General features: G+C 56.7%; 25 protein-coding genes. 13 read left to right on the top strand and 12 right to left on the bottom strand.

All coding sequences use genetic code 11. From position 1 onward, the window contains the following. Positions 1-54: 54 nt before the first annotated feature. Both LMTR21_RS29485 and LMTR21_RS29480 read left to right on the top strand, forming a co-directional pair. Positions 55-1,176, top strand: a complete 1,122-nt coding sequence (locus tag LMTR21_RS29485) for a glycosyltransferase family 4 protein (RefSeq protein WP_065755361.1) — start codon at positions 55-57, stop codon at positions 1,174-1,176. A gap of 318 nt (positions 1,177-1,494) precedes the next feature. Further along, on the top strand, positions 1,495-2,952 hold the full coding sequence (locus tag LMTR21_RS29480) for a GMC oxidoreductase (protein ID WP_065755363.1): 1,458 nt from the start codon (positions 1,495-1,497) through the stop codon (positions 2,950-2,952). Between the two features lie 39 nt (positions 2,953-2,991). On the opposite strand, the gene LMTR21_RS29475 is transcribed toward LMTR21_RS29480, so the two are convergent. The 3 genes from LMTR21_RS29475 to LMTR21_RS29465 are packed head-to-tail and all read right to left on the bottom strand — an operon-like array spanning position 2,992 to position 5,522. Continuing rightward, positions 2,992-3,864 (bottom strand): glycosyltransferase family 25 protein, encoded by an 873-nt coding sequence (locus LMTR21_RS29475; RefSeq protein WP_065755364.1) that lies wholly within the window; start codon positions 3,862-3,864, stop codon positions 2,992-2,994. A gap of 18 nt (positions 3,865-3,882) precedes the next feature. Then, positions 3,883-4,869 (bottom strand): glycosyltransferase family 2 protein, encoded by a 987-nt coding sequence (locus LMTR21_RS29470; RefSeq protein WP_065755365.1) that lies wholly within the window; start codon positions 4,867-4,869, stop codon positions 3,883-3,885. Then, positions 4,869-5,522: a serine O-acetyltransferase gene (locus tag LMTR21_RS29465; protein WP_246174431.1), complete on the bottom strand. Its 654-nt coding sequence runs from the start codon at positions 5,520-5,522 to the stop codon at positions 4,869-4,871. Before LMTR21_RS29465 ends, LMTR21_RS29470 begins: the two co-directional genes overlap by 1 nt. A 238-nt stretch (positions 5,523-5,760) precedes the next feature. Between LMTR21_RS29465 and LMTR21_RS29460 the strand changes: the two genes are divergently transcribed. The 4 genes from LMTR21_RS29460 to LMTR21_RS29445 all read left to right on the top strand — a co-directional run bounded on the left by LMTR21_RS29460 (position 5,761) and on the right by LMTR21_RS29445 (position 10,932). Next, a complete protein-coding gene (locus tag LMTR21_RS29460) occupies positions 5,761-6,663 on the top strand; it encodes a VirK/YbjX family protein (RefSeq protein WP_187399224.1) in 903 nt (300 codons plus the stop codon). Beyond that, positions 6,660-7,151, top strand: a complete 492-nt coding sequence (locus tag LMTR21_RS29455; RefSeq protein ID WP_065755368.1) for a serine O-acetyltransferase — start codon at positions 6,660-6,662, stop codon at positions 7,149-7,151. Before LMTR21_RS29460 ends, LMTR21_RS29455 begins: the two co-directional genes overlap by 4 nt. 151 nt (positions 7,152-7,302) lie before the next feature. Further along, positions 7,303-8,481 (top strand): WecB/TagA/CpsF family glycosyltransferase, encoded by a 1,179-nt coding sequence (locus tag LMTR21_RS29450; RefSeq protein ID WP_084030875.1) that lies wholly within the window; start codon positions 7,303-7,305, stop codon positions 8,479-8,481. Between the two features lie 183 nt (positions 8,482-8,664). Further along, the gene (locus LMTR21_RS29445; protein WP_187399223.1) at positions 8,665-10,932 is read left to right on the top strand and encodes a tetratricopeptide repeat protein; all 2,268 of its coding nucleotides are present in this window, start codon (positions 8,665-8,667) and stop codon (positions 10,930-10,932) included. A 131-nt stretch (positions 10,933-11,063) separates the two neighbouring features. On the opposite strand, the gene LMTR21_RS29440 is transcribed toward LMTR21_RS29445, so the two are convergent. The 3 genes from LMTR21_RS29440 to LMTR21_RS29430 form a co-directional block, all read right to left on the bottom strand. Next, on the bottom strand, positions 11,064-12,251 hold the full coding sequence (locus LMTR21_RS29440) for a porin family protein (protein WP_141688532.1): 1,188 nt from the start codon (positions 12,249-12,251) through the stop codon (positions 11,064-11,066). 80 nt (positions 12,252-12,331) lie between these two features. Continuing rightward, positions 12,332-12,916, bottom strand: coding sequence for a polysaccharide biosynthesis/export family protein (locus tag LMTR21_RS29435; RefSeq protein ID WP_065755371.1), 585 nt, complete (start codon positions 12,914-12,916; stop codon positions 12,332-12,334). 123 nt (positions 12,917-13,039) lie between these two features. Then, on the bottom strand, positions 13,040-13,876 hold the full coding sequence (locus LMTR21_RS29430; RefSeq protein WP_057856293.1) for an ExeA family protein: 837 nt from the start codon (positions 13,874-13,876) through the stop codon (positions 13,040-13,042). A 268-nt stretch (positions 13,877-14,144) separates the two neighbouring features. Here LMTR21_RS29430 and LMTR21_RS29425 point away from each other — a divergent pair, with 268 nt between their 5' ends. Both LMTR21_RS29425 and LMTR21_RS29420 read left to right on the top strand, forming a co-directional pair. Beyond that, positions 14,145-15,491 carry a GumC domain-containing protein gene (locus LMTR21_RS29425; protein WP_065755372.1) on the top strand — a complete coding sequence of 449 codons (1,347 nt, stop codon included), beginning with the start codon at positions 14,145-14,147 and terminating at the stop codon, positions 15,489-15,491. A gap of 16 nt (positions 15,492-15,507) precedes the next feature. Further along, positions 15,508-16,323, top strand: coding sequence for a CpsD/CapB family tyrosine-protein kinase (locus LMTR21_RS29420; RefSeq protein WP_065755373.1), 816 nt, complete (start codon positions 15,508-15,510; stop codon positions 16,321-16,323). A 63-nt stretch (positions 16,324-16,386) separates the two neighbouring features. Here the strand turns inward: LMTR21_RS29420 and fcl are convergent, their stop codons facing one another. The 4 genes from fcl to epsI form a co-directional block, all read right to left on the bottom strand. After that, positions 16,387-17,334 (bottom strand): GDP-L-fucose synthase, encoded by a 948-nt coding sequence (fcl, locus tag LMTR21_RS29415; RefSeq protein ID WP_148636025.1) that lies wholly within the window; start codon positions 17,332-17,334, stop codon positions 16,387-16,389. After that, positions 17,315-18,400 carry a GDP-mannose 4,6-dehydratase gene (gene gmd, locus LMTR21_RS29410; protein WP_148636024.1) on the bottom strand — a complete coding sequence of 362 codons (1,086 nt, stop codon included), beginning with the start codon at positions 18,398-18,400 and terminating at the stop codon, positions 17,315-17,317. Before gmd ends, fcl begins: the two co-directional genes overlap by 20 nt. Positions 18,401-18,468: 68 nt before the next feature. Further along, the gene (locus LMTR21_RS29405; protein ID WP_084030731.1) at positions 18,469-19,194 is read right to left on the bottom strand and encodes a S1 family serine peptidase; all 726 of its coding nucleotides are present in this window, start codon (positions 19,192-19,194) and stop codon (positions 18,469-18,471) included. A 9-nt stretch (positions 19,195-19,203) separates the two neighbouring features. Beyond that, positions 19,204-19,905: an exosortase-associated protein EpsI, V-type gene (gene epsI, locus LMTR21_RS29400; RefSeq protein ID WP_065754232.1), complete on the bottom strand. Its 702-nt coding sequence runs from the start codon at positions 19,903-19,905 to the stop codon at positions 19,204-19,206. 266 nt (positions 19,906-20,171) lie between these two features. Here epsI and LMTR21_RS29395 point away from each other — a divergent pair, with 266 nt between their 5' ends. From LMTR21_RS29395 to LMTR21_RS29375, 5 genes are all read left to right on the top strand, one after another. Beyond that, positions 20,172-21,035 (top strand): hypothetical protein, encoded by an 864-nt coding sequence (locus LMTR21_RS29395; RefSeq protein WP_065754233.1) that lies wholly within the window; start codon positions 20,172-20,174, stop codon positions 21,033-21,035. A 70-nt stretch (positions 21,036-21,105) separates the two neighbouring features. Further along, positions 21,106-21,327: an XrtV sorting system accessory protein gene (locus tag LMTR21_RS29390; protein WP_065754234.1), complete on the top strand. Its 222-nt coding sequence runs from the start codon at positions 21,106-21,108 to the stop codon at positions 21,325-21,327. 60 nt (positions 21,328-21,387) lie between these two features. After that, the gene (xrtV, locus tag LMTR21_RS29385) at positions 21,388-22,299 is read left to right on the top strand and encodes an exosortase V (protein ID WP_084030732.1); all 912 of its coding nucleotides are present in this window, start codon (positions 21,388-21,390) and stop codon (positions 22,297-22,299) included. Positions 22,300-22,423: 124 nt separating this feature from the next. Further along, entirely contained in the window at positions 22,424-23,119 is a 696-nt protein-coding gene (locus LMTR21_RS29380; protein ID WP_187399222.1) for a metallophosphoesterase, read from the top strand. A gap of 243 nt (positions 23,120-23,362) precedes the next feature. Further along, the gene (locus LMTR21_RS29375; protein ID WP_065754235.1) at positions 23,363-24,037 is read left to right on the top strand and encodes a hypothetical protein; all 675 of its coding nucleotides are present in this window, start codon (positions 23,363-23,365) and stop codon (positions 24,035-24,037) included. Positions 24,038-24,435: 398 nt separating this feature from the next. On the opposite strand, the gene LMTR21_RS29370 is transcribed toward LMTR21_RS29375, so the two are convergent. Next, on the bottom strand, positions 24,436-24,774 hold the full coding sequence (locus LMTR21_RS29370) for a hypothetical protein (protein WP_065754236.1): 339 nt from the start codon (positions 24,772-24,774) through the stop codon (positions 24,436-24,438). A gap of 70 nt (positions 24,775-24,844) precedes the next feature. Continuing rightward, on the bottom strand, positions 24,845-26,044 hold the full coding sequence (locus LMTR21_RS29365) for a glycosyltransferase (protein WP_065754237.1): 1,200 nt from the start codon (positions 26,042-26,044) through the stop codon (positions 24,845-24,847). Positions 26,045-26,083 lie beyond the last annotated feature (39 nt).

Raw genomic sequence — 26,083 nt, 5'->3', positions numbered from 1 at the left:
ACAACCTATTTAGTACTTTCCTCTGATTTCTAGAGATCAGTCGAGCTAGCATTAATGCGCATCACGTTCGTTTTGCCGACGGTTTCGATGGCAGGAGGTATTAGAGTCGTTGGCATTTATGCCCGCGAGCTGATGGAAATGGGGCATACGGTGTGCCTTGTCTCTCCGCCGCCGAGGGGGCTGTCGCTCAGACAAAAATTTACCTTATGGAGGAAGGGAGGCGGCTGGCCGAGGGAACAGGCCACGCAGTTATCTCATCTCGACGGGGGGCGACTTGATCACAATATCCTTGATGTATGGCGCCCCGTAAAAGACGCGGACGTTCCGGATGCCGATGTCGTCATCGCGACCTGGTGGGAAACAGCCGAATGGGTTGACGCGCTCAGCCCTCGAAAGGGAGCTAAAGTCTATTTCATCCAGCACCATGAGGTATTTTTCTATTTACCCGTTGAGCGGTGTCGGGCCACGTATCGACTCCCGATGCACAAAATTGTCATTGCGCGCTGGCTCAAGCAAGTTATGGAGGCGGAATATGGCGACACAGTCGTCGATCTTGTTCCTAACAGCGTTGACAAGAGTCAATTCTTCGCTCCTTTGCGCGGCAAGCAGGAAACACCGACGGTCGGTTTGCTCTACTCAAGTGCTTCATTCAAAGGGGTAGATATCACATTTGCGGCGCTTCGGGATGTGCGCAAGAAGATTCCAAACTTGAGAATAATTTGTTTCGGGAGCGAGTATCCGCTCACTAAGTTGCCTCTGCCTTCCGGAACGGACTTTATCCTATCCCCCCCACAAGATCAGATTCGAGATATTTATGCCAGTTGTGATGTGTGGGTGACTGCGAGCACAAGTGAAGGGTTCAACCTTCCCGCGATGGAGGCGATGGCCTGTCGAACCCCGGTCGTAGCTACGCGAACTGGATGGCCTAGTGAGGCGATAAGAACGAGGTGTAACGGTGTCCTCGTGGATATCGAGGACGTATCCGGGCTTGCTGGTGGAGTCGAGTGGGTGCTTACTCGAAGTGAGGAAGATTGGAAAGGATTGTCGTCGAATGCGTATGCGACAGTCGCTGCAAGCTCCTGGAAATCGAGCGCATCCATGTTTGAGGAAGCGTTGAAGAATGCTTGTCGCCGAGCTGCACGAAAAGAAATTGGTGGCGAATGCACTGTTTGCTAAGCGAGCGTCGGCACTTCACTCGATGCTGGCGGAATAGCGGGCTAGTAAGATGGCTAGCATAAACAGAGTGGACCAGGTGGCACGCATGCAGGAGGTGGCTAGATGAGGCAGCTGCAATCGCTCTTATCCGTCTTGAACCGTCGCAGCTTTTTTGGGTCTCTCGCGGGTGCAGCCGCGGCATTCGTAGACGTTCGATCCAGTCGCGGTCACGAGCTTCTGTCGCAGGCGCCCGGTGCGGAAGAAGCGGAGATGGAGTTTGAGATCGTGAAAGGCTGGGTTTTGCGGCGCCAGGACGTCACAGGCAGGAATTAATCTCCAATGATTTTTGACTTCAACGAAGCCTGGACTCGTGTTTCCGAGAGTAATTACGACGTGTGCGTGTGTGGGACGGGACCAGCGGGAATTACAGTCGCCAGGAAGCTTGCTACACGCGGCAAGAAAGTCCTGTTGCTCGAAGGAGGCGGTCTCGAATACAGCGATCAGTCGCAACATCTTTACGACGGCAAGAGCGTTGGAAGAAAATACTGGTCTGTCGAAAACACCCGGCTTAGATACTTTGGCGGTACGTCCAACCATTGGAGCGGGCGGTGCGGTGCTTTCGATCCAATCGATTTTGAGGCTCGCGAATATTTCGGGATGCCGGGATGGCCGATTTCACAGGATCAGGTCATCAAAGGCATGGAAGAAGCACAGGAAATTGTGGACATCGTAGGTAAAGACCTCTCGCCCTACGATGATCCTCGCTTTGCGTCCCGACTGTTCAGGCAGAGCGGCTTTGCTCTGAGCCCTCCCACCCGTTTTGCGGAGAAATACGACGGCGAAATTCGCGGATCGGAGCGAATCGATCTCTTTTACAATGCGAACCTTACCGACCTGAAGTTAAGCGATGACTTGTCACGAGTCCGCAGTCTTGTGGTTAAAAATTTCAATGGTCAGAAGTTAGATGTATCGGTGCCAAGATATGTTGTGGCGCTCGGGGCGATCGAAAACGCCCGGATCCTGCTGAACGCCAATCGACAAATGCCGGAGGGGATTGGCAATGGTAGAGGTTGGGTCGGTCGCTGTTTCATGGAGCATTTGAACGTCCCTATTGGACGATTCATCGTAACCGATACACAGTTCTGGCAAAAGGAAGTTGCGCTGGTTCCGACTGCGGAGTTCTTGCGGCAAAGCAACATTGGCAATGGCATCGTGAGCTTCGGACCCAATTCGTCGCCGCAAAGCTATGGACGGCTTCGTGTACTGAAGCAATTTGTCCGAGAAACGGGGTGCGCCTTGCCACGCATGACGGAGGTCATGAGACAAGTGGTGGATTTCGACTGTCCCGGTGATGGTTTGGTCACCTCGTTGATCGAGCAGTCGCCCAATCCCGACAGCCGAGTTACGTTAGTCAACGACACCGACAGATTTGGATTGCGTCGGATCCAGTTGAACTGGAACGTGAGCGAGCGTGACAAGAAGACTATACGTTTGCTTGCGATCAAGACGGCCGAGGAGATGGCCAGGCTTGATCTTGCACGAGTACAGCTCGCGCCGTTCATAACGAACCCGAATCTGGACATCGAGATTGGAGCTCATGCTCACCATATGGGCACAACACGCATGGCGGCAACGTCGGATCTCGGGGTTGTAAACGAGAATTGCCAGGTTTTCGGGGTGGAGAATCTATATATCGCTGGCAGTTCGATTTTTCCCACCGGCGGCGGTACAAATCCGACGCTCACGATAGTGAAGCTTGCTCTTCGTTTGGCGGAGTTCTTGGCTGCGCGCAACTAGAGCGCTTGCGATAACCAAACTGCCATCAAAATGTTAATGTTACTCTTTCAGTACCCCCTCGGGCCACGGTGTCGCCGACACCACAGTAGAAGACACCTTGCCCTTTGGGCCGACGCTAATCATTCCTCGACGCCAACATTCGTCGCGAAAGTTCCTGGCCATTGCGGCCAATGCCATTGTGGGGCCGAAACGGTAATACCAAGGCGCCGAGTTCAGGCTGCTTTGGGAACCTTTTTGAATGCTCAGACATGGGGAAGTTACGAGGCAGATTATTTCGGGGTTGCGCCGTCGGAACAACGTGTGAGCAGCGTCTATGTATAGTTTGCCGCCATCGGGATGACCCGCCGCCCGTTCGATGGTTTCTCGAAAGTATTCCACCATTCTCGGCATGATCCGGCGGTGTACAGCATAGCAGTGCGCCCAAAGAAAATCTCCGGAAAGCTTCACGAGTCCGGATTTGGAAGATGGAAGTCCGCTCGTGATGGAGTGACCGAGGAACAGTTCATCCCAATCGTGCGTCCTTAGATGGCGCGCAATGGAGGCCTGAAGGCGATTGAAAGCGTGGCTGAACAATGCGTCGTCTTCGAGAACAAGAACTGAGTCGAGCCCATCCTGATAGGCGCGCTCAAGGATATCGAGATGGCTGAGGAAATTGCCGTACACCCCACGAGATGGAAATCCGTTTGTGGTCTCGGATCTGGGGGCCTTGGGAATTCCGACTCTCGGGCCATCAATGTCCAGCCCGACGCGCGCCAGTTCGGAGCGCAGCGCTGCCAAGCGATCAGTTCGTTCAGGCAAATGGATGATCTCGATGCGATCAAAATATTCAAACAAAGCGCCCTTAGACATGCCGTGCCCGATGTGAGCTGTTGCGCCATGACCCGCTTTCTGGCGCGGATCGTTGTTGGTCATCGATCTCATTCCAATGTTTCACTTGTATTCAATGATACGGGACGGAACTTGCAGCAAGCTGTCGCGAACGAACCTGAGTTGGCCGATGCTTTCCGGAAACCTTGAGAGCAGCTCAAAGAACGCCAATTGAACTCGAACACGCCACGCTCCTGGAATGTGCAAGATCCTGCGTCCGAGCTGTAGCGGATAAATGAGGAACGCCAAGAGGCCTGGAAATCCAAAAGCTAAGGTAAGGCAGGCGCATACGAAGGGAATTATGAGGCCCCACAATATGGCGCGCCGGCTTTCCCAAACCCAAAGCCGTTCGGGGGGCGACCCATGGAGATGGGCCCCGTTTGCGAACGCATATCCGCTGCGTACGTGCCGACGCCACCATTGCTCGAATCGCATGATCGCAGCATCATGCAGGGTCATTTCCTCGTCAATTCGCCAGATCAGCCAGCCGCGTGCGCGAAGCCGAACGCAGAGTTCGGGCTCTTCACCCGCGATCAGATCGTCGCGATATCCCCCAGCCGTCTCGAGGCTCTTCACTCGCATCATTACATCGCCCCCACAGGACCTAGCCTTGCCGACAGGGACATTCCATTCATGGTCGCAGAGCTGGTTGTAGATCGATCGATCAGGATAGCGTTCTCGACGTCGACCAAAAACGGCGCATACGTTCTCTCGGTCACTGAGATAATCAACGGCCCGTCGAGGCCAATTCTGATCGAGTACACAATCACCATCAATGAATTGAACATATTCGAGCTGCGGCGCCAGTTCCAGCAGGCGTGCAAAGCCAGCATTGCGCGCCCGAGCCGCGGTAAATCGCAAATTCAGACTAAGTTCGACGACATCGATGCCTTCGCCCTGCGCCCACTCCACAGAACCATCGGAAGACCCGGAATCCACGTAGATGATCCGGGCAAACATCGAAAGAGAGCAAATGCATTGCTTGAGGCGGTCGCCTTCGTTGCGGCCGATCACGACGACGCCTATCGAATTTGAGTAAGCTTCGATCATCAGCAAAGCGCGTCGTTGCCTGGTTCAATGGAGCGGGGCCTGATGGTAGCCGGCACACCGATTGCGATCGAATTCGGTGGAACATCAATGAGTACGACCGCATTGGCGCCGATCAATGAATTGTCGCCAATTGTAATCGGGCCGAGGAGTTTTGCCCCCGAACCAATATCCACATTGTTGCCGATGACGGGTGCAACGGGCTGATCGACGCGGCGCAGACCGACAACGACGCCATTTCGGATGCGGCAATTGTCCCCGAAGCGAGCGTAGCCGCTCACAATGATGCCGCCAAAATGATCGATAACGAAATTGCGACCCACAATCGCCTCGCAAGGCAACTCTATCCCCGTAAGGATCTGAATTATCTTGTAGAGTACCTTGTAGACGAATGAACAGAGCTTGCGTAGCAGTGCCGGTCGCACGCTGTAGCGCCATCGACCAAATCGATAGACTATCATTACCCAAAAACCTTGGGCGCCGACGGTGCGGCCATGGGCTTCAAAATCGGAACGAATATTTTCAAACATTGCGATGACGCGCCGACAATCGGCTTTCCCGGTTCGAGGGAATGTAATGATTTCCCACCATTTTCGCCTCGCAAATTGTGCTGGAGGCTCAATAAGGCGGCTGATCAAACCGCCTTTGGGTATCACGAACCGAATTGCCTAATAGAATTATTATCCAGCGTGGTGAATTCTCCAGGACCCTGTTGCCAGCAGCATCACGGGTCACCTAGATATTAACAGGCTGGCTGTATTAACGGCGGTTTTGCTATATCGGCAATAGGTGCAATTGCGTCAGTATAGCTGCCGAGCTAAGGTGCGGCTGGTGCCTGTAGTTGTTGGTCTACTATTAGTATTAATGCTCGAGCCTTTTCGCAAAGTATGGTCAATGTCGAAGTTCGTCCACAGCGGTGGACGCCTTGACACTTTGCGTCGGCTGTCGCTGGTGGCCAAAAGCTATAAACACCGTTCGGAACTTGGGAACCTACTAGGGGGCCGATCGAGCACTAGTTTAATCCGCCTTTTCAACGAGCGTCCCGAGACTATCGGAGTGCTAGTCTGGCCCTATCAATGTGCCTCTTGGGACACCGCCACGAGGTTGAAACGGCTCAGAGAGCATTTCGATTGCGTCGAAAAACTTGCGGCACCTTTTAACCTTGGACCGAATGAACGGATGGTCGTGGCGGACCTCTCGTTTATTAGGGCGGGACTTCGAGTAGTCATTGATCAGCCCATCTGGTTCCTAAGGGAAGGCAATCTCGTCATAAACTTTTTTGTTGATCGCGTGAGAATGTATTCGTTGGCGTTCTCATTATACGAGGAAGAAGGAACTCTAACCGCAACGATAGGTAGTATTCAAGGGCGCGACCGAGAGGATGCCGTTGAGGAATATCGATACTTGACTAAACAAGCGCACGGCATGAGACCAAGGGACTTTCTTTTCGAAGTGTTCTGTATGGTGTGTTCGTATCTCGCGATCGAACGCGTATATGCCGTGACCAATGAAGACCGGCACCATACTCATCCGTATTTTGGGAACAGAATCCAAAAGACATCTGCCGACTATAACGAAATATGGGAAGAAAGAGGCGGCGTTCGAAAGAACAATTCGCTTTATTTGCTCAGTGTTACGGAAAGGAGAAGAAATCTGGAAGAAATCCCGCAGAAGAAGCGCGGCATGTATCGTAAGCGGTATGAGATGTTAGATCGGGTTCGAAACGTTCTTACGGAAGGCGTGAAGCAATTGAACGCAAATCCGGTTTCAGCGCCGCACGAACAATTCGATCTATGAATTATATATTCAACATCAGTGCGATTCTGCTTTCAGCTATTGAGCGTTATCAATACCATCGGGCGCGCACAGGGCTTCTTGCTCGGGTTGCGCAGAAATACTTTATCTTCAAGCATCTAATCTTCACTATTATCACCGGTTCCGACATTAATCCTCATGCCAAGCTTGGAAGACGGCTTTTTCTTCCGCATCCAAACGGCGTGACCGTTCATGCCGACGTGGTAATTGGGAACGATTGTATCATCATGCAGCAGGTGACTATCGGGCAATTGTCCGTTGGTGGCGTTCCAACCGTCGGAAATAACGTCTATATCGGCGCAGGTGCGAAGGTCCTCGGCCCAGTTAGAATCGGCGATAATGCCAAGATTGGCGCTAATAGCGTCGTTTTGAACGACGTTCCGGCGGGTAGGACAGCCGTCGGCATTCCGGCAACCCTGACTGTGCAACTTCCCACCCCCGGGACGGTTGCGGTGCGGTCGGAGCACTAAAACATTATTCCTTCTCTCCGCGGTATTAATCACGTATATTAAATCGATTTCACTAAACGACGTTTTCGTAGTAGATCGCTTATTGTTCGTTAAGCATATATATGGCCACCCGCGCTGCGCCGGGCGACGATTTGAAGTTCGTGGAGCTTTTATGTTGAAGACGTTGCGCATCCCACTGGGCTCGTCCGACCTTGCCGAGCGATGTGCCGACCCGCGATCGTCATGCGCCGCCATCCCGTCCGACCTTTCCCGCAATGTATTTGGCCTCCTCGGCATTCCCGTGGATGCGCTCGATTTTCCTTCGCTGCTGCGCTCGATGGAGCTTGCAACGAATGCCGGCTCGCCCTTCCTGACTTCGACACCCAACGTCAACTTTCTCGTTAAAAGCCAGATCAACGACACGTTTCGGGAATCGATGCTGCTGAGCGATCTGTGCCTTGCGGACGGCATGCCGCTGATCTGGATCGCAAAGCTGCTGCGTATTCCGATCCAGGAGAGGATTGCCGGCAGCGACCTGTTCGGCCGGCTCAAATCGGCCAACGCAACCAGCAGGCGTCTGCGGGTCTTCCTGCTCGGCGGCGCCGAGGGCCTCGCCGCTGAGGTCGGCGCCAGGCTCAACGCCGAGAAGGGTGGGCTGGAATGCGTAGGCGTGCTTAACCCCGGTTTCGGCACGATCGAAGAAATGAGCTCACCGGAAATAATCGACGAAATAAATGCAAGTAACGCAGATTTAATTGCGGTATTTTTCGGCGCCGAGAAAGCTCAGGCCTGGCTTTTGCATAACCACTGGCGCCTGGAAGCGCCCGTTCGCGCCCAGTTTGGGGCGACCATTAATTTCGAGGCGGGAACCGTACGGCGTGCGCCGCCAATACTACGCAGCACGGGGTTCGAGTGGCTGTGGCGCATCAAGGAAGAACCATATCTTTGGCGTCGCTATTGGAATGACGGTAAGGCCCTGTTCGCGATGCTGGTTACCTCCGTGCTGCCCCTCATGCTGGCTGAGCGGCGGACGCGAAGCTTCAATAGATTGTCGATTGCACGGAGCGAAGATCATGGTTCCGTAACCATAGTTCTCTCGGGAGCCGCGGTGGCCGCGCATGCAGACGCTGCGATCGAGCAACTCCAAGACGCACTCGATAGCGGTAAACGAATGATCGTCGACGTATCGAATACGCAGTATATTGATGCGAGGTTCTTTGGGGTGTTCCTGATGGTCCGAAAACATTTGGCAAGCCGGGGGCAGAAACTGCTGTTCATCGGCGTATCCGTCGGCCTACGACGGATATTCCGCCTGAACAGATTTGAATTCCTCCTGTCACAGGAAGTGTGATAGCGGAGCAACTGACGATTATTCGGCCGCGTTCAGCCGTGCGGTATTAATTCAGGCCCAAACATGAAGCAGCTAGCCGGTCAGACTTCTCTCGCTCTCCGCGGACTTGCGCTCCTGCTCGTAACGTTCGTAGCAGGTTGCGGATCGCCCGAAGAACGTGCGCAAAGCTACTATGAGAGCGGAATGGCTCTTATCGAAAAGAAGGACGACCTCGAGGCCCGGAAGGAACTCCTGAAGGCGGTCAAGTACAAGAGCGACAAGGTCGAAGTCTGGAGAGCGCTCGCGGGCATCGACGAACGGACAAAGGCGACCTCGCTCTTCTTGGACCTGCGCCGTGTCGTCGAACTCGATCCGAACGATCTGAACGCGCGGTTGAAGCTCGCGAGAATTATGGTGGGGGGCGGTGCTGCTGAAGCCGCGCTTCGGGTTGTAGATGCCGCCAACGAAGGCGACAAACCAAACGCGGAACTCCACGCCCTGCGGGCGATTATTCTCCTTCGTACGAACGACAATCCGGGCGCAATTCGCGAAGCTCAACGTGCGTATGAGATCGACCCGGCAAACGTCGATGCGATCTTGTTGCTTGCGTCGAAAAAAATCGCAGATGGCGATCTGGATGGCGCACTGAAGCTTCTGGATTCAGTCCCCGCCGGCAAGGACGAAACGCGCCTTACGCTACAGAAGATCGATGCGTATGCACGCAAGAAGGATTTGGCGAAGGCCGAAGAACTGCTGCGCAAGCTGATCGCACAGAATCCTCAAGAGGCGACTTACCAGGCTCAGCTTCTGCAATTTCTCATTGCGCAGCGAAAATTTGTCGAGGCGGAGAAGGAGTTCCGGGCGAGGGCCGGGGCCAATCCGACCGATAGCAAGCTTGGGCTCGACCTTGTTCGCTTCTTGATCGCTACGAAAGGCGCGGATACCGGCAGAGCCGAGTTGGAAGCGCGGATCAAGGCGGGGGGCAATGACTTTGATTACCAGATCGCTTTGGCCGACCTGAATGTTGCGCAAAATCGGACGGACGACGCCGTGCAGGCTTTGCAGAAGCTGGCCAACACGGCAGCCGCTTCCGACAAGAAACTCGCCGCCCAAGTCAAGCTTGCGGAGATCCATGTCGCCAAGGGTAACAAGACGGCAGCGGAGCCCTTGATTGTAGACATTCTCTCGAAGGATCGCCGAAACACCGGAGCGCTGCGGTTGCGGGCGGCCATGAGCATCGATAAGGGCCAGTTCGACAGCGCCATTTCCGATTTGCGCGAGGCGCTCAACGATCAACCGAAGTCGGTTGATCTGCTGTCGTTGCTGGCAGTGGCCTATGAGCGCAGCGGGAAAGGCGAGTTGGCCGATCGTCAGTATGCCGACGCGCTGAAATCATCCAACTCCAATCCCGATGTCGTCCTCCGCTACGTCGGGTTTCTGCAGCGCAAGGGTGACGCGGCTCGCGCCGAAGAAATTTTGACGGAAGCCGCCAATCGCAATTCCGGCGACCTCCAGATCTGGTCATCGCTCGGGCAGGTCAGATTGAGCCGGCAGAATTGGGCGGGAGCCTTGGCGATCGCGGATGCGATCGGACGCGTCGATGAAGGCCGCGTGGTGGCCGAGCAGATCCGCGCGGCGGCGCTCGCGGGCCAGAACAAGATCGAGGAAAGCATCGCGGCGCTGGAGGCCGCGCACAAGGCCGCGCCGGACGCGCCTCAGCCGGCGCTTGCGCTTGCCTCAGCTTATGTGAAACAGGGCAAGCCAGACAAGGCCTCAGCGCTGCTGCAGGCGATGAGTAACAAGTTCCCGGCCAATGCCCAGCTTCTCGTGTTTCTCGGACAGGCCAAACTGGTCGAAAAGAAAAACGATGAGGCGCTGCAAAGCTTCAAGAAGGCAGTCGAGCAGCAGCCGAAAGAGCCGGCAGGATACACTGCGCTGACTGATCTCTATGTTCAAAGCAAGGACTATGATGCGGCTGACAATGTGCTCAAGGCCGGACTCGCGGAGTTGCCCGGCAATGTAGCTTTCCGTCTTTCCCTGGCGGGATTGCAGATTCAGCGTGGAAATAACGACGCGGCAATATCTCAGTACGAAGCGCTTCTGCAGGACCAGCCGAATTCAACAGTGGCGATCAATAACCTCGCCAGCCTGCTGCTGGACAATCGGAGTGACAAGCCAAGTCTCGAACGTGCGTTTGAGCTGTCGGAAAAGCTCAAGAACGCCAACGCGCCGCAGTTCCAGGATACGTGGGGATGGGCCCAGTACAAGCGCGGCGATTTCAAGGGAGCGATCGCCACGCTTGAGGCGGCTGCGGTGGCAATGCCGAATCTTGCGGCGATCCATTATCACCTTGGGATGAGCTACGCGGCCGCCGGACAAAATGAAAAGGCGGCCGAGAAGTTCAAGACCGCGTTTTCCCTGGAGCCGGACGGGACGCCGCTCAAGGACAGCATCCGTTCTGCGATGAAGTGAACGCGCCGGAGTATGATCCGGAAACGTTGACAGCGGTTTCCTTCCGGGCAACCGCACCACGTTTGCCCGGAGATGGTACTCAACCAAAAAAGATGGAACGGGATGACGATGCGCGTAAAGGTCGTCACGCGCTAATTGCCGGACGGCAGCACAGTCCAGTTGTGCGTCACGACGAACATCAGGCTGTGGGAGTCCGCAGGGCCCGTGCCGGAAACCGTTGGCGTGCCGGTAATCGGATCGAAAATAGCCGTACCGGAGCTTGCGAACCGGTGCAGGTACCGGTAGGTGGCCGACGCCAGCCATTCCCGGGTCAGATTGTAGCTGTAAGTCGCCGACGCCGAAGCGTAATCTGTCGTAGTGGTCGATATCTGCCGGTTGCCGCTCGCTGAAAACGACAGGGTGGATCGCGCATTGATGCTGTGACTCAGCGATGCAATGACCGAATCCCGCTTGAACAGCGAGCCGACAACGCTCGGTCCAACCGACTGGCTGGCGGTGACGGACAGGGTCGTACTCTTCAGCATTCGATAGGTGAGGACGGCGTCACCGATCCAATCGACCAGGGAGCTCGATACGGGCGTGGCGGACGTCACGCCTCCGAATGAAGAAGTCGAAACGCCTCGATCGGTTACCAGATAAGCCACGCCGGCATTGGCGCGAAAGGAAAGCACTGCCGATAACGTGGCGTCGAATCCCACCTGGTCACGAAAAATCTGAACCTGGGTATTGAATGAGTTGCCGTACTCGAGCAGTTCGTATTCGGAGGACACGTTGATCGCCGTGACCGAACTTAGCGCGCGTCGCCAATTGCCGCGCACAAGCGTGTCTGTAAAGGGCGTGCCGCCGCTCGACGGCTCGTAGCTCGTGCGGCTGGACGTCGCGAGCAACGACACCGTGTCAATTGCGGTAATCGAACGATCGACGCCGCCGGTCGCCGTGAGCCGATCGATGAAACCTGAAGTCGGCACGGAAACGCCGAGATCATTTAACAGCGCGAGAGCAGTACTCTGCTGTCTCCAGCTTGCCTCGACGTACTCCCGATCGAATCTGGTCTTCTCCCTCTGCTCGTAGCGTGCGCTGAATCCATAGTTCAAGAATTCCGATGCGGTGCCGGCCGCGCCTGGGCCCCAATACTTCTTGTAAGTGCCGTCGCCCCTGAAATTGAACTTGGATGTGGGCGTGCGCGCCTCCGCGTCGGTATTGAGCGTCGTGTAGGAGCCCAACGATCCCGCCGGCGAGTTACGCAAAAACTGATTGCTATTCAGTTCGACCGTTTCGGTCTCGCTGGCCTTGATGGACCAGTCGAACGCAAATGCCACGGACGGCGCCATGCCAAAGCATACCGAGACTGCTATGGCAGTTCTCTTCACGTTGCTTCTCGCCCCCGCCGAACGTCAGGTCACTCAAACAAGCGTCGTTCCGGAACCATGATGACGTCGCCGGCCCGCAAGGTGATATTGCCTTCCAGATCGTCACCAGCTTCGTAAGCTCTATAGTTAAACATGAAAATTGTTTCGTCTCCGCCGGGGCCCTTGCGCCTTACCTGGATGCGATTCTTCGCTGCAAAGGGGCCGATGCCGCCGGCAAGGGCAATCGCCTGCATCAGGGTGGTCTTCTGCCTGACGACATAAGAGCCCGGCTTGATGATCTCGCCGGTGATGAAAACTTTCGGCTTGAGGTCGTCCTCGGGGATCTCCTTGGGCGCGGCTATGACGGCGACCGTGACGTCGAGATTGTCGTCCTTGTAGTTGTTCTTCAGCTTGTTCTTGAGAATGTTTTCGAGCGCCAATGGCGTCAGCCCGCGTGCCCGGATATGGCCGGCGAGGGGAAATGCGATTTCACCGGAGGGGTCGACAACGACCGTCCGGTCGAGCTTCGGGTCCTGCAAGACCGTAATGCTCAGGCTGTCGCCTGATTTCAGGGTCTGCGCGTTTGCCCCCGGGGTCAGAAAGGCAACAAAAAGCAGTGCCAGCAGGATTCGCATTTCATTCCCCCTAACCATCGGCAAAAAGCCCGTAGACAAAGACATTTAGGCCGTCGTGAAGGGATTGTTTCCAAGCACGCGGCCATTATTTAGCCACGGCGGAAATTAATGGGATACAAGGACTTAGGGAACCCGCGAGAACTTTTTTACCGGAAAAATGCTATACTGTTGCTTGTCTGCAATAACGTCCCGCACAATGTGATCCGAAATAACCCGCTGGTCATTGGCGAAGCCATACACCAGCGCCGTGTCGCACAAAACGTTGATCATCCGGGGTATGCCGCCGCTCGCGGAGGCTATCAGTGAACAAGCCTCCTGGGTGAACAACGGACGGCGGGCGCCCACCGCCTGGAGCCGAAATGCGATATAGTTAGCGACCTCCCGGTCATCGAGCGGGCGCAGATGGAAATCCGAGGAAATCCGCTGTGCGAACTGATGCAGCTTCGGCGCCAGCAGCAGGTCGCGGAGCTGGGGCTGGCCGACCAGAATCAGCTGCAAAATCTGGAACTTGTCCGCGTTGATATTGGAAATCATGCGCAAATGTTCGAGCGCTTCCGGCTCGAGATTTTGTGCCTCGTCAATGATCAATATGGTCCGTCTTCCGTTGGCGAACTGGCCATACAGAAAATCTTGTAACTTTTTGAAAAGATTTGGATAATCCCCTTCGAAGGATTGCCCTAACGACATCAGGATCCATTGCAGCAATTCCTGCCGGCCCTGAGGGGAGTTGGAGATCAGGCCGATGGTGATCGCCGGGCTGACTTTCTTGAGCAGATGCCTGACCAAGGTAGTCTTGCCGGAACCGATTTCACCGGTAATGACAGTGAAGCCGGCGTTGTTCATGACGCCGAACTCCAGCATCGTGAACGCCATGGAATGCATCTTGCCCCAGTAAATCAGGTCGGGGTCGGGAAGAATTGAAAAAGGTTTCTCCCGCAGCTGATAAAATGCCTCGTACATTGAACTTCCTTAGCCCGGCCACAGACCTCTTATAGCGCAATTTGCAGGATTCCCCCTGCTACTCTCGACCCATTTCTCCGATCTACGTAAACTCGCCGACGCCGCAGCCGTGGAACCATTAAGATTGAATTTTAAAAGTACCTTTGCTGAACAACTATTCATTAAATCCCTGCAAGATCGATGCTAAGGTCTCGCGTCGGAGCGATCCGCTGATCATTCCGCGGCACTGTTAACCTTGCAGGCTCGCAAACAGACGCTCGGACGAGACATGCTGCAGAAAGTTGAATTTGAGGACGATTTCCAGCCGCTGCAAGAGGACCGCAGTTATCTGTTGCAGCCTGCCTTCTACTGGGAAGTGTTCAAGCGCCGCTGGGCTTATTTCGTACTGCCATTCGTCACGATCCTGGCTGTGGGCGCCGCGGCGGCTTTGCTGTGGCCACCCACCTATCTCTCCGAAGGACGGATCCTCGTTCAGTCGCAGCAGATTCCATCCGAACTGGTCCGGCCTACGGTCACCAGCGCTGCGCAGGAGCGAATCCAGGCTATTCAGCAGCGGACGATGACGCGAGATAATCTCATCGCGATCGCCGACAAATTCAAACTGTTCCCGGAAAAGCGCACGCTGATGTCGCCGACCGAACTCGTCGCTGAAGTCAAGAAACACACGAAAATCGCGCCGGTCGACCTTCAACTGGACTTCAAGCAGCGGACACGCGCCTCGATGGAGAATCCCACCATCGTTTTCTCGGTCGGCTTCGAATACGGCAATGCTGCGGTGGCAGCCCAGGTCGCCAACGAGTTGATGACGCGGATCCTGAACGAGGATCTTCGCGATCGAACCAGCCGCGCTACTGATACGACGAAGTTCCTGGCGCGAGAGGTGCAGAGACTTCAGGCCGAGAACTCGGCGCTTGACGCCAAGATCGCCCAGTTGCGCCTCACGCAGGGCAAGCCCGCTTCATCAGCCGGCTCCGAGCAGCCGACCACGCTTACGCAGCTGAAGGCTGATTTGATCCAGAAGGGCGCCCTCTATTCAGAGCGGCACCCTGCGATTGTGTCTCTGAAGAAACAGATCGAGGCCCTGGAAAAGGTGGCTTCGGCGCCGGCACCTTCGAACGACGCTGCAACGGCGGCCAGTCTCGAGGTCATGGTCGCCCAGCAGGAAAGCCTGCAGAAAAACCTCGATGCCGCCTCGGCAAAACTGGCCGCCGCGCGGCTCGGCGAGAATCTTGAAAAGGACCAGCAGTCCGAAAAGCTCGAAATCATCGAGCAGCCGACGGCTCCGCAAGATCCGGTCAAGCCCAATCGGCTGAAAGTCCTTGCGCTGGCGTTCGCGGTCGCGTTTGGCGGCGGGGCAGGGCTGACATTCCTCGTCGAAATCTTGGACAAGGGAATCCGCAGAAGCAACGACCTTCTGTCAGTGGTCGATGGCAAATTGATTGTCTCAATTCCCTACATCTCGACGGCAGCCGAATTACGTGCGAAGCGGCGACGGATGTTTGTTTTTCTGGGAGTGTTTGCACTGGCTGTGATCGGATTGTTGGTCGCCGCCTACCTGTTCCTTCCACCCCTTGACCTCATGATTGCCAAGGCCAGGGTCGGGCTGTTTCGATAATTTGCGGAGTCACGCAGTGGATTCAATAAAGCAGGCTGTGGAACTCGCGCGCGCTGCCGAGGCGGTGTCCCGTCCGGGAGCCTTGAGCGGATCTGCCCTCGCGGCTGAGGGGCCGCTGCAGCGCTCTGCCGAGTCGCCGTTCAACGAAGTCCGTCTTCGCGCTGACCATCTCGAAGCCAACCGAATCGTCGCCCACGGCACTTCCGGTCAGAACGGCCGTTACTACGACATGTTGCGCACGCAGGTGCTGCAGGAGATGGATAAGAAGAGCTGGCAATTCCTGGCCGTGACTTCGCCCACCGCGGGGTGCGGAAAGACGGTTACCGCCTGCAATCTTGCGCTGAGTATTTCCCGGTTGCCGGAGCGGTCAGTGCTGCTCGTCGACCTCGATTTGCGTCGGCCGGCGGTTGGAAATTACCTGGGCATTGGCGGCCATGGTGGTGTTCTCGAGGTGCTTGAAGGGCGCGCGCCGCTTTCCTCATCGGTTGTGCAGGCAAGCGTGGGTCCCAACAACATACTCGTGCTGCCCGGAGGAGTCTCGTCAAATTCCTCGGAATGGATGGCTTCGCAGACGATGGGGGCGATGCTGCAGACCATCAAGCGAGACTTCCGGTCGCGTATCGTCATCTTCGATCTTCCGCCGATGCTGCTCGGTGATGATGTGATTTCGATTCTGCCTCGAATTGACGCGGCGTTGCTTGTTGCGGGGATCGGAAACACGACCGTTTCCGATATCAAGGAATGCCAAAGGCATTTGCAACGAACCCCTGTTATCCGCGTCGTTGTGAATAAGTCGACCGAAACGGTCGGTTCGTATTACGGCTACTATTGATTTCAAATCCGACCGCGATTCTGCTTACGGCCGTAAGGCTCGATTGCGCGTCTTTCGGAATGACTATCGTTGTCTTTCGCTGAGGAACGCCTGATAGGCGAGCCGGATGCCGTCCTCGAGGGAGGTGCTGGCCCGCCAGCCGAGTTTGGCCAGCCGGCTGACATCCAGCAGCTTGCGCGGCGTGCCGTCGGGGCGTGAGGTGTCGAAGCTGATCTCGCCGGTGTAACCCACGGTTGCCGCAACCACGCGGGCGAACTCGGCGATGGTGATGTCCTCGCCGGTACCGATATTGACCAACTCGCTATCCGAATAGGTCTTCATCAAGTGGATGCAGGCGTCGGCGAGATCGTCGACATAGAGGAATTCCCGCCGCGGCGTGCCGGTGCCCCAAACAACGACCTCCCTGGCGTCGGCAACTTTGGCCTCGTGGAAGCGGCGGATCAGCGCGGCGACGACGTGGCTGTATTCGGGATGATAATTGTCGCCGCGTCCGTAGAGGTTGGTCGGCATCACGTTGATGAAGTCGGCGCCGTACTGGCTGCGATAGGCCTCCACCATCTTGATGCCGGCGATCTTGGCGATCGCATAGGGCTCGTTGGTCGATTCCAGCGGCCCCGTCAGCATGCAATCCTCGCGCAGCGGCTGCGGCGCCAGTTTGGGATAGATGCAGGACGAGCCCAGGAACATCAGCTTCGCGGCGCCATGGACATGCGCCGCGTGGATCACGTTCGCCGCGATCGCCAGATTGTCGTAGAGGAATTCGGCGCGCAGCGTGTTGTTGGCGACGATGCCGCCGACCTTGGCCGCCGCCAGAAACACCACCTGCGGACGTTTGGCGGCGAACCACTGGTTCACTGCAGCCTGATCGCGCAGATCGACTTCGCTTCGGGTCGCGGTCAGGAGTTCGACGTGTTCCGCAGCCAGCCGGCGCACCAGCGCCGCGCCGACCATGCCGCGATGGCCGGCGACGTAGACGGTCTTGCCTTTCAGCTCAAACGGCAGGCTTGCCATTGGCGACCTCCCGCCGGGCTTCTGCGAGATCGCTCGCGACCATCTCCTTGACCAGTTGCGCAAAGGAGGTTTTGGGCTTCCAGCCGAGCCTGTCCCGCGCCTTGCTGGCGTCGCCGACCAGAAGATCGACCTCGGTCGGCCGGAAATAGACGGGATCGATGCGCAAAATGGTCTTGCCGGATTTTGCGTCGACGCCGGTCTCGTCGACGCCCTGGCCGCGCCACTCGATGCGGCGGCCGACTTCGGCAAACGCCACCTCGACGAATTCGCGCACCGACCGGGTCTCGCCGGTCGCCAGCACGAAGTCGTCTGCCACGTCCGCCTGCAGGATTTTGTGCATGCCCTCGATATAATCCCGGGCATGGCCCCAGTCGCGCTTGGCGTCGAGATTGCCGAGATAGAGCGTGTCTTCGAGACCGACCTCGATGCGGGCGACGCTGCGGGTGATCTTGCGGGTGACGAAGGTCTCGCCGCGGATCGGGCTCTCATGGTTGAACAGGATGCCGTTCGAGGCAAACATGCCATAGGCCTCGCGGTAATTCACCGTGATCCAGTAGCCGTACAGCTTGGCGACGCCGTAGGGCGAGCGCGGGTAGAACGGCGTGGTCTCCTTCTGCGGCACTTCCTGGACCAGGCCGTAGAGTTCGGAGGTCGAGGCCTGATAGAACCGTGTCTCCTTCTCCATGCCGAGAATGCGGATCGCTTCCAGTAGCCGCAGCACGCCGATGGCGTCGGCATTGGCGGTGTATTCCGGGCTTTCGAAGCTGACGCCGACATGGCTCTGGGCGGCGAGGTTGTAGATCTCGGTCGGCCTGATCTGCTGCATCAGCCGGATCAGGTTGGTCGAGTCGGTCATGTCGCCGTAGTGCAGCAGGAACGGCACGTTGCGGGAATGCGGGTCCTGGTAGAGGTGATCGATGCGGGCGGTGTTGAACGAGGACGACCGCCGCTTGATGCCGTGGACTTCATAGCCGAGGCCGAGCAGATATTCGGCGAGATAGGCGCCGTCCTGCCCGGTCGCCCCCGTGATGAGCGCCACGCGCCGCCGCGAATGTTCATTCGTCATGCCAGCCTCAACCTTCTTCCAACGCGCTGACGCGCGATCGATCGATCGACAGAGTCAAGAAGGTGCGACTAGAGTTGCAAATGGACGGGTAAGAAGGCCGCAATTTCTGAGGCCGGAACAAAGTATTTGGCAATATCACGTGTTTCCGTCTTTCTGGTACCAGGTCGAGAATATGATTGCGAAATTTTCCGGCTCATTATGCCGAGCAGGCATTTACGTTTGACATCGAACACTCCCGATCCGGAATTGCCGGTGCGAGCCACATCGGCGATGACTGTGCTGAACCGGCTGCGGGTTCCGATCGGCAGCCGATCGGGCGCGAGGATGTGGGAGCGCACGGCGGAGCCTGGCACAATGGTGACGACCTCTTGTCCGGGCCTAGGCGGATCGGTGCAAATCGAGTTTCGCCGAAGTCGCAAGCGCACCGGAAGAAGCTCTTCCTCGACCGACAGCAACGTGAGATCCGTTCCTTCGAAACTGCCTTCCTTGATGACGCGGGTAGGATATTCCAATCCGGCAATTGCGATTTTGGGGCGCGTTAGCCAGCTCCGGCCGGCGACATGCGCTGCCGTAATGAACAGGCCTTTTCCGAGATAGATGCCAGCCCCTGGTCCCCAGCTCTGCATCGGCGTTTGATGAATGCTCACCGCGTAGGGCAACAGCGTATCGTCAGCGCCCTGCGCGCATGCCGGCTGCCACAGTGTCGTCAGAAGAAGTGCGCCACGGAATAATGGTGCGCGCAGCAGCTTCGCGTTAAGTCGAGCGAACGACAAAATCACCTGCCAGGTTTGCACGCCCGACCATCAGCTCGCGCCGGTAAAGAACCTGAGTTCTTGAGGCGGAATGGCGGCAAGAAGGTCGCGGATAAATTGGTCCTGGAGCTTGAACGACACATCCTTCGGCAGGCCGATCGTGGAGACTCTGATCAAGGCACCATCGGGAATGATTCCACGCAAGCCATACTTCAACCGGCTCAGCTGATGATCGACGACGCCGTTGGCAATATCATTGCCGACCCGCAGCCAGTAAGTGACCGGTTCGAATCGCGACTCCCTTGATGCAATCAGTCGAGTCATCTTGATAGGCTGGACGCCGTTGCGATAGCTGACTGCGCCATCCGCTTTTTCCGAAATCCGGAACCCGTTGGCCGTATAGCAAATCTCCGGGCGGTGAGACTTCAGCCTGTAATTCTGCACCGGACCGTACGCGACCATCAACATGACGATATTGCCGTGTCCGTCCGTATAGCCTCGACCAACTTCCTGGCTGTAGATCTTTCCGGCGAGCGGGTCCGGCTGAACGTACGCGTCGGGATCTGCCGGCCGGACCGGGCTGATTTCCGGAACCAGCGTCCAGGTTCCGAACTTTCGGGGAATGACGGTTTCAAGGCTGGGGGAGGCCGATGTCCGGGCCATCAGTTGGCGGGGTGCCAGCACGGTCGCAAGCACCGCACATCCCACAATTGCAATACATGCCAATACGATCTGAATTCGAGGGTATTTCATTGAAGTCACGCACAATCCTTTAAAGAGTTAATTGGATCAGCTGTCTGGGCTAAGGATATACTCCAACCCGCTTATTTGCAGTCAAAAGAAAGAGATAATTGGTTCACTGAACGAAATTAACATAAATAACGGAAATGGCAGCGGAAAAGCGTTAGGGGCTCGACCCGGCGCGGCAGGCTCGTTAGTCGTACTGACATCTGAACGGCTGGCCCGTTGTATTTTGATTCTTGGCCTATTTGGTTGCACGGAGTTCCTGGATGAAGGGTATGTCCATCAAGATCGCTCGGCCAGCGGTTTTGCTCGCCTGTTGCGCGATCGCCTTGGCCGGGTGCGGCAAGAAAAGCGATCAGCCGGCCGCTTCCAAAGGACAGGTCGTTGCACGAGTCGGCGACGAAGTCGTAACCATCCAGGAGCTTGAGAACGAGTTTCGCTGGGCGAATGTGACGCCGGACAAACAGAAGGAGCCCGAGATCGTCAAACGCGTCCTGGGTGAACTGGTCGTGCGCAAATATCTGCTCCGTCAGGCTATGGCGGCTAAGCTCGATCGCGAACCAGGCGTGCTGCTGGACTTGCTGAGATCGCGCGAACAGATCCTCGAGAATGCGTATCTGCAGCGAACAGCGGCGGCCAAGGCGCCGGGCAAGGCGGATATCGACAGGTACATCGCCAACAACCCGGCGAAATTCGCCGGCAGAAAGCTGCTCAGCGTTGAACAGATCGCATTTCCAATCGGGCCGTCCACGCAGTCCTTCGTCGAAGCGAACAAAGGTGCCAAATCGCTCGACGAGATCGACCAGAAGCTCACTGCAGCCGGCATCCCCCACGGCCGACAAATGGGCGCGCTGAACAGCGGCGATTTGCCGCCGGAGTTTTACGGATTGATCGAGGCCAAGAAGGCGGACGATGTGTTCTTCGTTCGCTCTGGCCAGAACGGCATGTTCTTCAAGGTCAAGGGTGAGGAGCTGCGTCCGCTTGAAGGCGAGGCTGCGGTCAATCTGGCGCGGCAATTGATGCGCGCGGACGCAGTCAAAGCCGAAATGGGAATTGCGGCCTATTCCGCGAATCTCGAAGCAAAATATGAAGGTGATTACGCAAAGATCGTGCAGCCGGGCGACGGCAAGAAAAATTGAGCACGGGATCTGATCGCAATGGCCCAGGAGTTTCTGGCCCAACAGTTTCTCAACGCGATATCGATGTGAAATGACAACATTTTTTGATGTGTTGACGGTTACCTGTTTCGTGGCCCTGGTGATCGCGTTCTTCCAGTTCACCGAGCGGGACAATCGGACGTTGTTGCACTTTATGCTGGCCGGTATCGTGTTCGCCGTCGCGAACCAGGTCGGAAATGCAGGTTCGTTCTACCTTGCGCTGGTCTTGATTCTTGCTGGCGCTGGTTATGCGGTTCTGATAGCCCGGAGATAAGCGGCTTGTTCCTTTATAATGCTATCAGTAAACTGAGTTTTGGAACCCGTTGGTATTGAAATGACATATTCGCAAGTAATGCCATCGGCGAAGGCAGGTTTTCTCGGCCCTTTTCTATGGCCGGCGCTGCTTGGCGCCTCAGTGATCGGCGCCTATGCCCAGACCGTTCTCAGTTTGATCGATGGACCCTGGCAGACGGAGCAGGAGGGCCACGGACCGCTCATCATTGTGGCCTCGCTCTGGCTGGTCTGGCAATCGCGTGAGAAGCTGCGGGCTGTTGAAGTTTCTCCGGCTCCCGTTATGGGATGGATTGCTCTCCTGGCTGGCCTGATTCTGCTCTATCTGGCCCGCATCCAGCAGGGGTTGGTTACATTTGAGACTTTCTCCCTGATTCCCGTCATCGTCGGATGTGTCCTGATTTCGGCCGGATGGCCCGCTCTGCGGGTACTCGCGTTTCCGATTGGCTTCCTGATCTTTGCCGTGCCGATGCCCGACTGGCTGGTGGACGCCGCTACGGTTCCGCTGAAGGTCTTTATTTCGAACGTCGTTACCAACGTCCTGTATGCGACGGGTTTTCCGGTTGCTCAGAATGGCGTCATGATCATGATCGGAACTTATCAGCTCCTGGTAAAGGACGCCTGTTCCGGGATGAATTCGATTTTTGCATTGTCCGCGATCGGCGTTTTTTACGCCTATGCGTTTCGCTGGCAGGAGAAAATTCGCAGCCTGTTACTTCTCGCGGCGATCATACCCATTACCATCATAGCAAATTTCTTTCGCGTTTTCGCACTGGTTCTGATCGCGTACTACCTGGGACCTGACATGCTCGAAGGGATGCTGCACGATCTCACCGGCATCGGCCTTTTCGTCGTCGCGGTTCTTCTGCTGTTCGTGTTCGATGCCTTTCTGGGCCTTTGTTTTGCGCTCGCGCGCCGTGTCCGCAACCGCGCCGCTCCGGCGATGTCCGCTTAAGCTCGATCACCTGCACGGCCCCTCGTGAAATCGGCCGCCAGCGCGCTTGCTCTTGCAGGCGCTTTCCGTGAGGTGGCTGGTTTGTGCAACACTTGCTAAGCTCGTTTCCCTTCAGGGCCAGCTCTTGACCAAGGTTGCCGTGAGCCGAACGTACGCCATACCCGACCTTCATGGCCGACTGGATCTCCTCGATCGCGCCATTGATGCGGTTATGCGGCATGCAGAGGGGACGGCTTCCACGATCATAACCCTGGGCGATTACATCGACCGTGGGCCGCAGAGCAGGCAGGTCATCGAGCGTCTCATGAATTGGAGACCGGACGAGTCGAAGGTCGTCAATCTGAAGGGCAACCACGAAGCCATGATGTGTGCGGTCTGCGAGAACAGGGCCGAACTCGACTGGTGGCTCAGGAACGGGGGAGGCGAGACGCTGGCGTCATATGGCCAAAGCCCGGCGCTTCCCGATCTGCGAGCGATCCCGGTCGATCATCTGGACTGGATGGTCAATCTTCCGCTGATGCATGTCGATCGGCACAGAGTATTCGTTCATGCTGCGGTCGATCCGAAAGCTCCGCTCGACCAGCAGAACGAGGAAACGTTGCTGTGGAAGCGTTATCCCCGCGATGCCGACATCGGACACGGGCGTCGATACGTCGTACACGGCCACCATGCAGACGCGCGCGCGCCGATCGCAGGCAAGTACAAGACCAATCTGGACGGACTGGCCTGGAAGACGGGACGCCTGGTTATAGGGGTATTTGAGGATGACCGCTCCGGCGGGGCCCGCGAGTATCTGGAAGTGCGTGGCCACGAAATGTAGGACCGAACCCATCGTCGGCGTGGAGATGCACTCAGGGCCGGTCCGCCAGTAGCAAGCGCATAATTCCCGGCCCACTTGCGGAGGACCAAATAAACGTTGAGTTTTGAATAAAGGTCCGTGCCGTGTTGTCACACCACTTTCCAATTAAGGTTTAATTCCTTTCCGGTGACTACCCGTTTCCGCTATTATTGAGCCACGAATCAGTGCCGCGTTCGTTTTCACACAAAAATTTCAGGAACCTTGATGTTCATGAAGATGAGCCCGGCTGCCTTAGGGGCGGCGCTGATATTGTTTGCTGGTACGGTCAATGCGGACGCCGGTTTGGTCCCTTACGCAGATCTCTCGTCATGGAACGCCGCAACGGCCGGCAAGACGACGATCACTATCCCCAATCCGTCTTCGTCTAGCGGATTTGATAGTTTTCCAGGTAACAGCGTCACCTATGATGGCGTGACGTTCTCGTCAGATCTGACAACGTATAGTGGTGGCTTTTTCAACGTTGGCCCGATCTTAAGTGGCCTCCCAGCTGCGCTCACCGTGCAGCAACTTGGTTTTGATCTGGTCAACATCAAGATCACCCTGGCGGGGCCGGTGACTTCATTCTCTTTCGATTTCGGTACGTTTGACGACTACGATGTAACCTTCCTTCTTTCCAACGGAAATACCGTCACCAAGAGCAGCACGGCTAGCGGTTTTGCAACGAGCAACTTCTTCGGCATCACGGATACCACGCCCTTCACGGAGGTCCTGGTTACGTCGGGAACCGAAAGCCTTTCTCTGAACAATGTCAGATTTGGCATCGCCGTGTCGGCAATTCCCGAGGTTTCGACTTGGGCGATGTTGATTCTCGGCTTTGCCGGATTGGGGCTTGTTGGCTACCGGCGTTCGCGGCGGAGCGGCGCAATTGCTGTGGGCTAGCCTTTTGGCTGCCCTTTGGCTCGATTGTGCCCGCCTGGATATCCAATTCGAATAGATCGCGGCTTGGACGTTTGCGATCGGATTATTGATCGGTTTCTGTTCGTTGAATTCGGCAAAGGCGGCCGTTGTTTCGAGTTCGGACTTTGAAGTCATCGAAGCCGCGGGGCCCGGCAACACGGATTTCTGCACCGTGATCAGCAACTCGGCTTCCGAAATACATCTACGGATTCCCCGTCACCAATCCGCTTGCTTCGAGCATCGATAACTGGACGCCGAACCGGCTGGATCACCGGAAAGACGTCGGCTCTGCGACGGCCTGTGCGGGTCTGACGAAGTTCACAAATGCCAAGACCGCCCACGGCGGTCTTTTGCTGTTCGCTAATGCGGTCAGGAGCCGATCAGGGAAGACGCGCCGCGCTAATAACAGCGGCGCCCTGACGATCGTGCATTACATAGTCCGTTCCAGGTGACGGATAGTAGAGTTGACCGCACGAACCGGAATTGACCGGAGCGCCAATTATATCAAGCTTTCTATCCAGCGCGTTTGGCGAAGCGGTCTGGTCGCTGCTCCCGCGTCCGTAATACTGCCCGCTGTACTGGCCGCTAAATTGCCCGCCATACTGGCCGGCGTACTGTCCGCCATAGCGGCCGCTATACTGCATGTTGACCTGACCAACGGACGGCTGCAGCGAGCCGATCATCGTCACAACCGCCAGCAGCGAAAGCGATATCCTCATCTCACTTCCTGGAAGTATGAGGTATGGCGCAACCGGGGTCGCCGGCAATTTGTCGGCCCAACCGCCCGGTCTAGGCTTTAATCAGCCCAATCAGCTTAGCTGCTTCCTTGTCGACATCATGGCGCTCCAAGGCCCTTTGGCGGGCACTTTGTCCCATTCGCGTGAGCGCTTCCGGCGCGGTGCCGAGGCATTCTTCCATTGCCGTGGCCAGGCTCACGAGGTCGCCGGCAGGAACCAGCCAACCGTGCTCACCGTGTGCGATCAGTTCGGGGATGCCGGCGACGAACGTGCTGATGACCGGTCTGCGGAGCGCCATGGCTTCCATGATGACGACCGGCAGACCTTCGGCGAAGCTCGGCAACACCAGCGCGCGGGCTGCGAGAATTTCGGCCCGCACCTCGTCACTGCTGATCCAGCCCGTTATTCGCACAATTCCAGCCAGCTTGTATTTTGCGACGAGCGTCTCGATCTCGCCGCGCATTTCGCCATCGCCGGCGAGCACCAGTTCGAATTTTGTCCCGCGCTCCGCCAGCAGCCGCGCTGCCTCGATCAGCAGCAGCTGCCCCTTCTGTTCACACAAGCGCCCCACGCAAACCAATCGTCGTTCGCTGCCCGCCGGCGCGGTGGCGTCGGTTTCATGGAAAGCTGGCTCAAGCCCGCAATGGACCACCTTTATCTTCGGCCAATACCCGTGGGGGACATTGCGAAACAGCTGACTGCGCCCGAATGAACTGACCGCGACGACAAAGCGAGCCCGCCTGATTTTTTCGGGAAGCGAGATGAATTTCGGCTTGTCGAATTCCTCAGGTCCGTGGGCGGTGAAGCTCCAGGGCGGCCCGCCCAGTTCGCCGACAAGCATCGCGACTTCGGCAGAATTGGTTCCGAAATGAACGTGCAGGTGATGCACGTTTTCGCTGCATAACCAAAGGGCTACCTGACATGCTTCGAGCAAATAAATCAGATGAACGGGGAGGGGGCGTTCCGCCCGCAGGCCGACCTTCAACGTCAGAACGAACGCGCGAAACAGGCCGACGGGGTTGGTTGCCAGGATCCGCAAAAATGAGGCCAGCAGCGGCACCGCGCCGCCGCGCAAGACGTAACGCGTGCGAGCCTGCTCCTGCTGATCTTCGGAACCGCGCTGCGCATCGTCCCAGCCCCGCACCGATATTCGCACGATCTCGTGCCCCAGGCGTTCGAGCGCCAGGATCTCGCGCCGAATGAAACTGTGGCTCACAGCCGGATAATGGTTAATCAGATAGGCGATCTTCATGCCTGACTTTATCCCAAGATAGGCCCGTGGAATGTGCCC

Source organism: Bradyrhizobium paxllaeri, assembly GCF_001693515.2.
GTDB lineage: Bacteria > Pseudomonadota > Alphaproteobacteria > Rhizobiales > Xanthobacteraceae > Bradyrhizobium > Bradyrhizobium paxllaeri.
The sequence above is the reverse complement of the archived record's forward strand: the minus strand, read 5'-3'. Positions and strand labels throughout refer to the sequence as shown.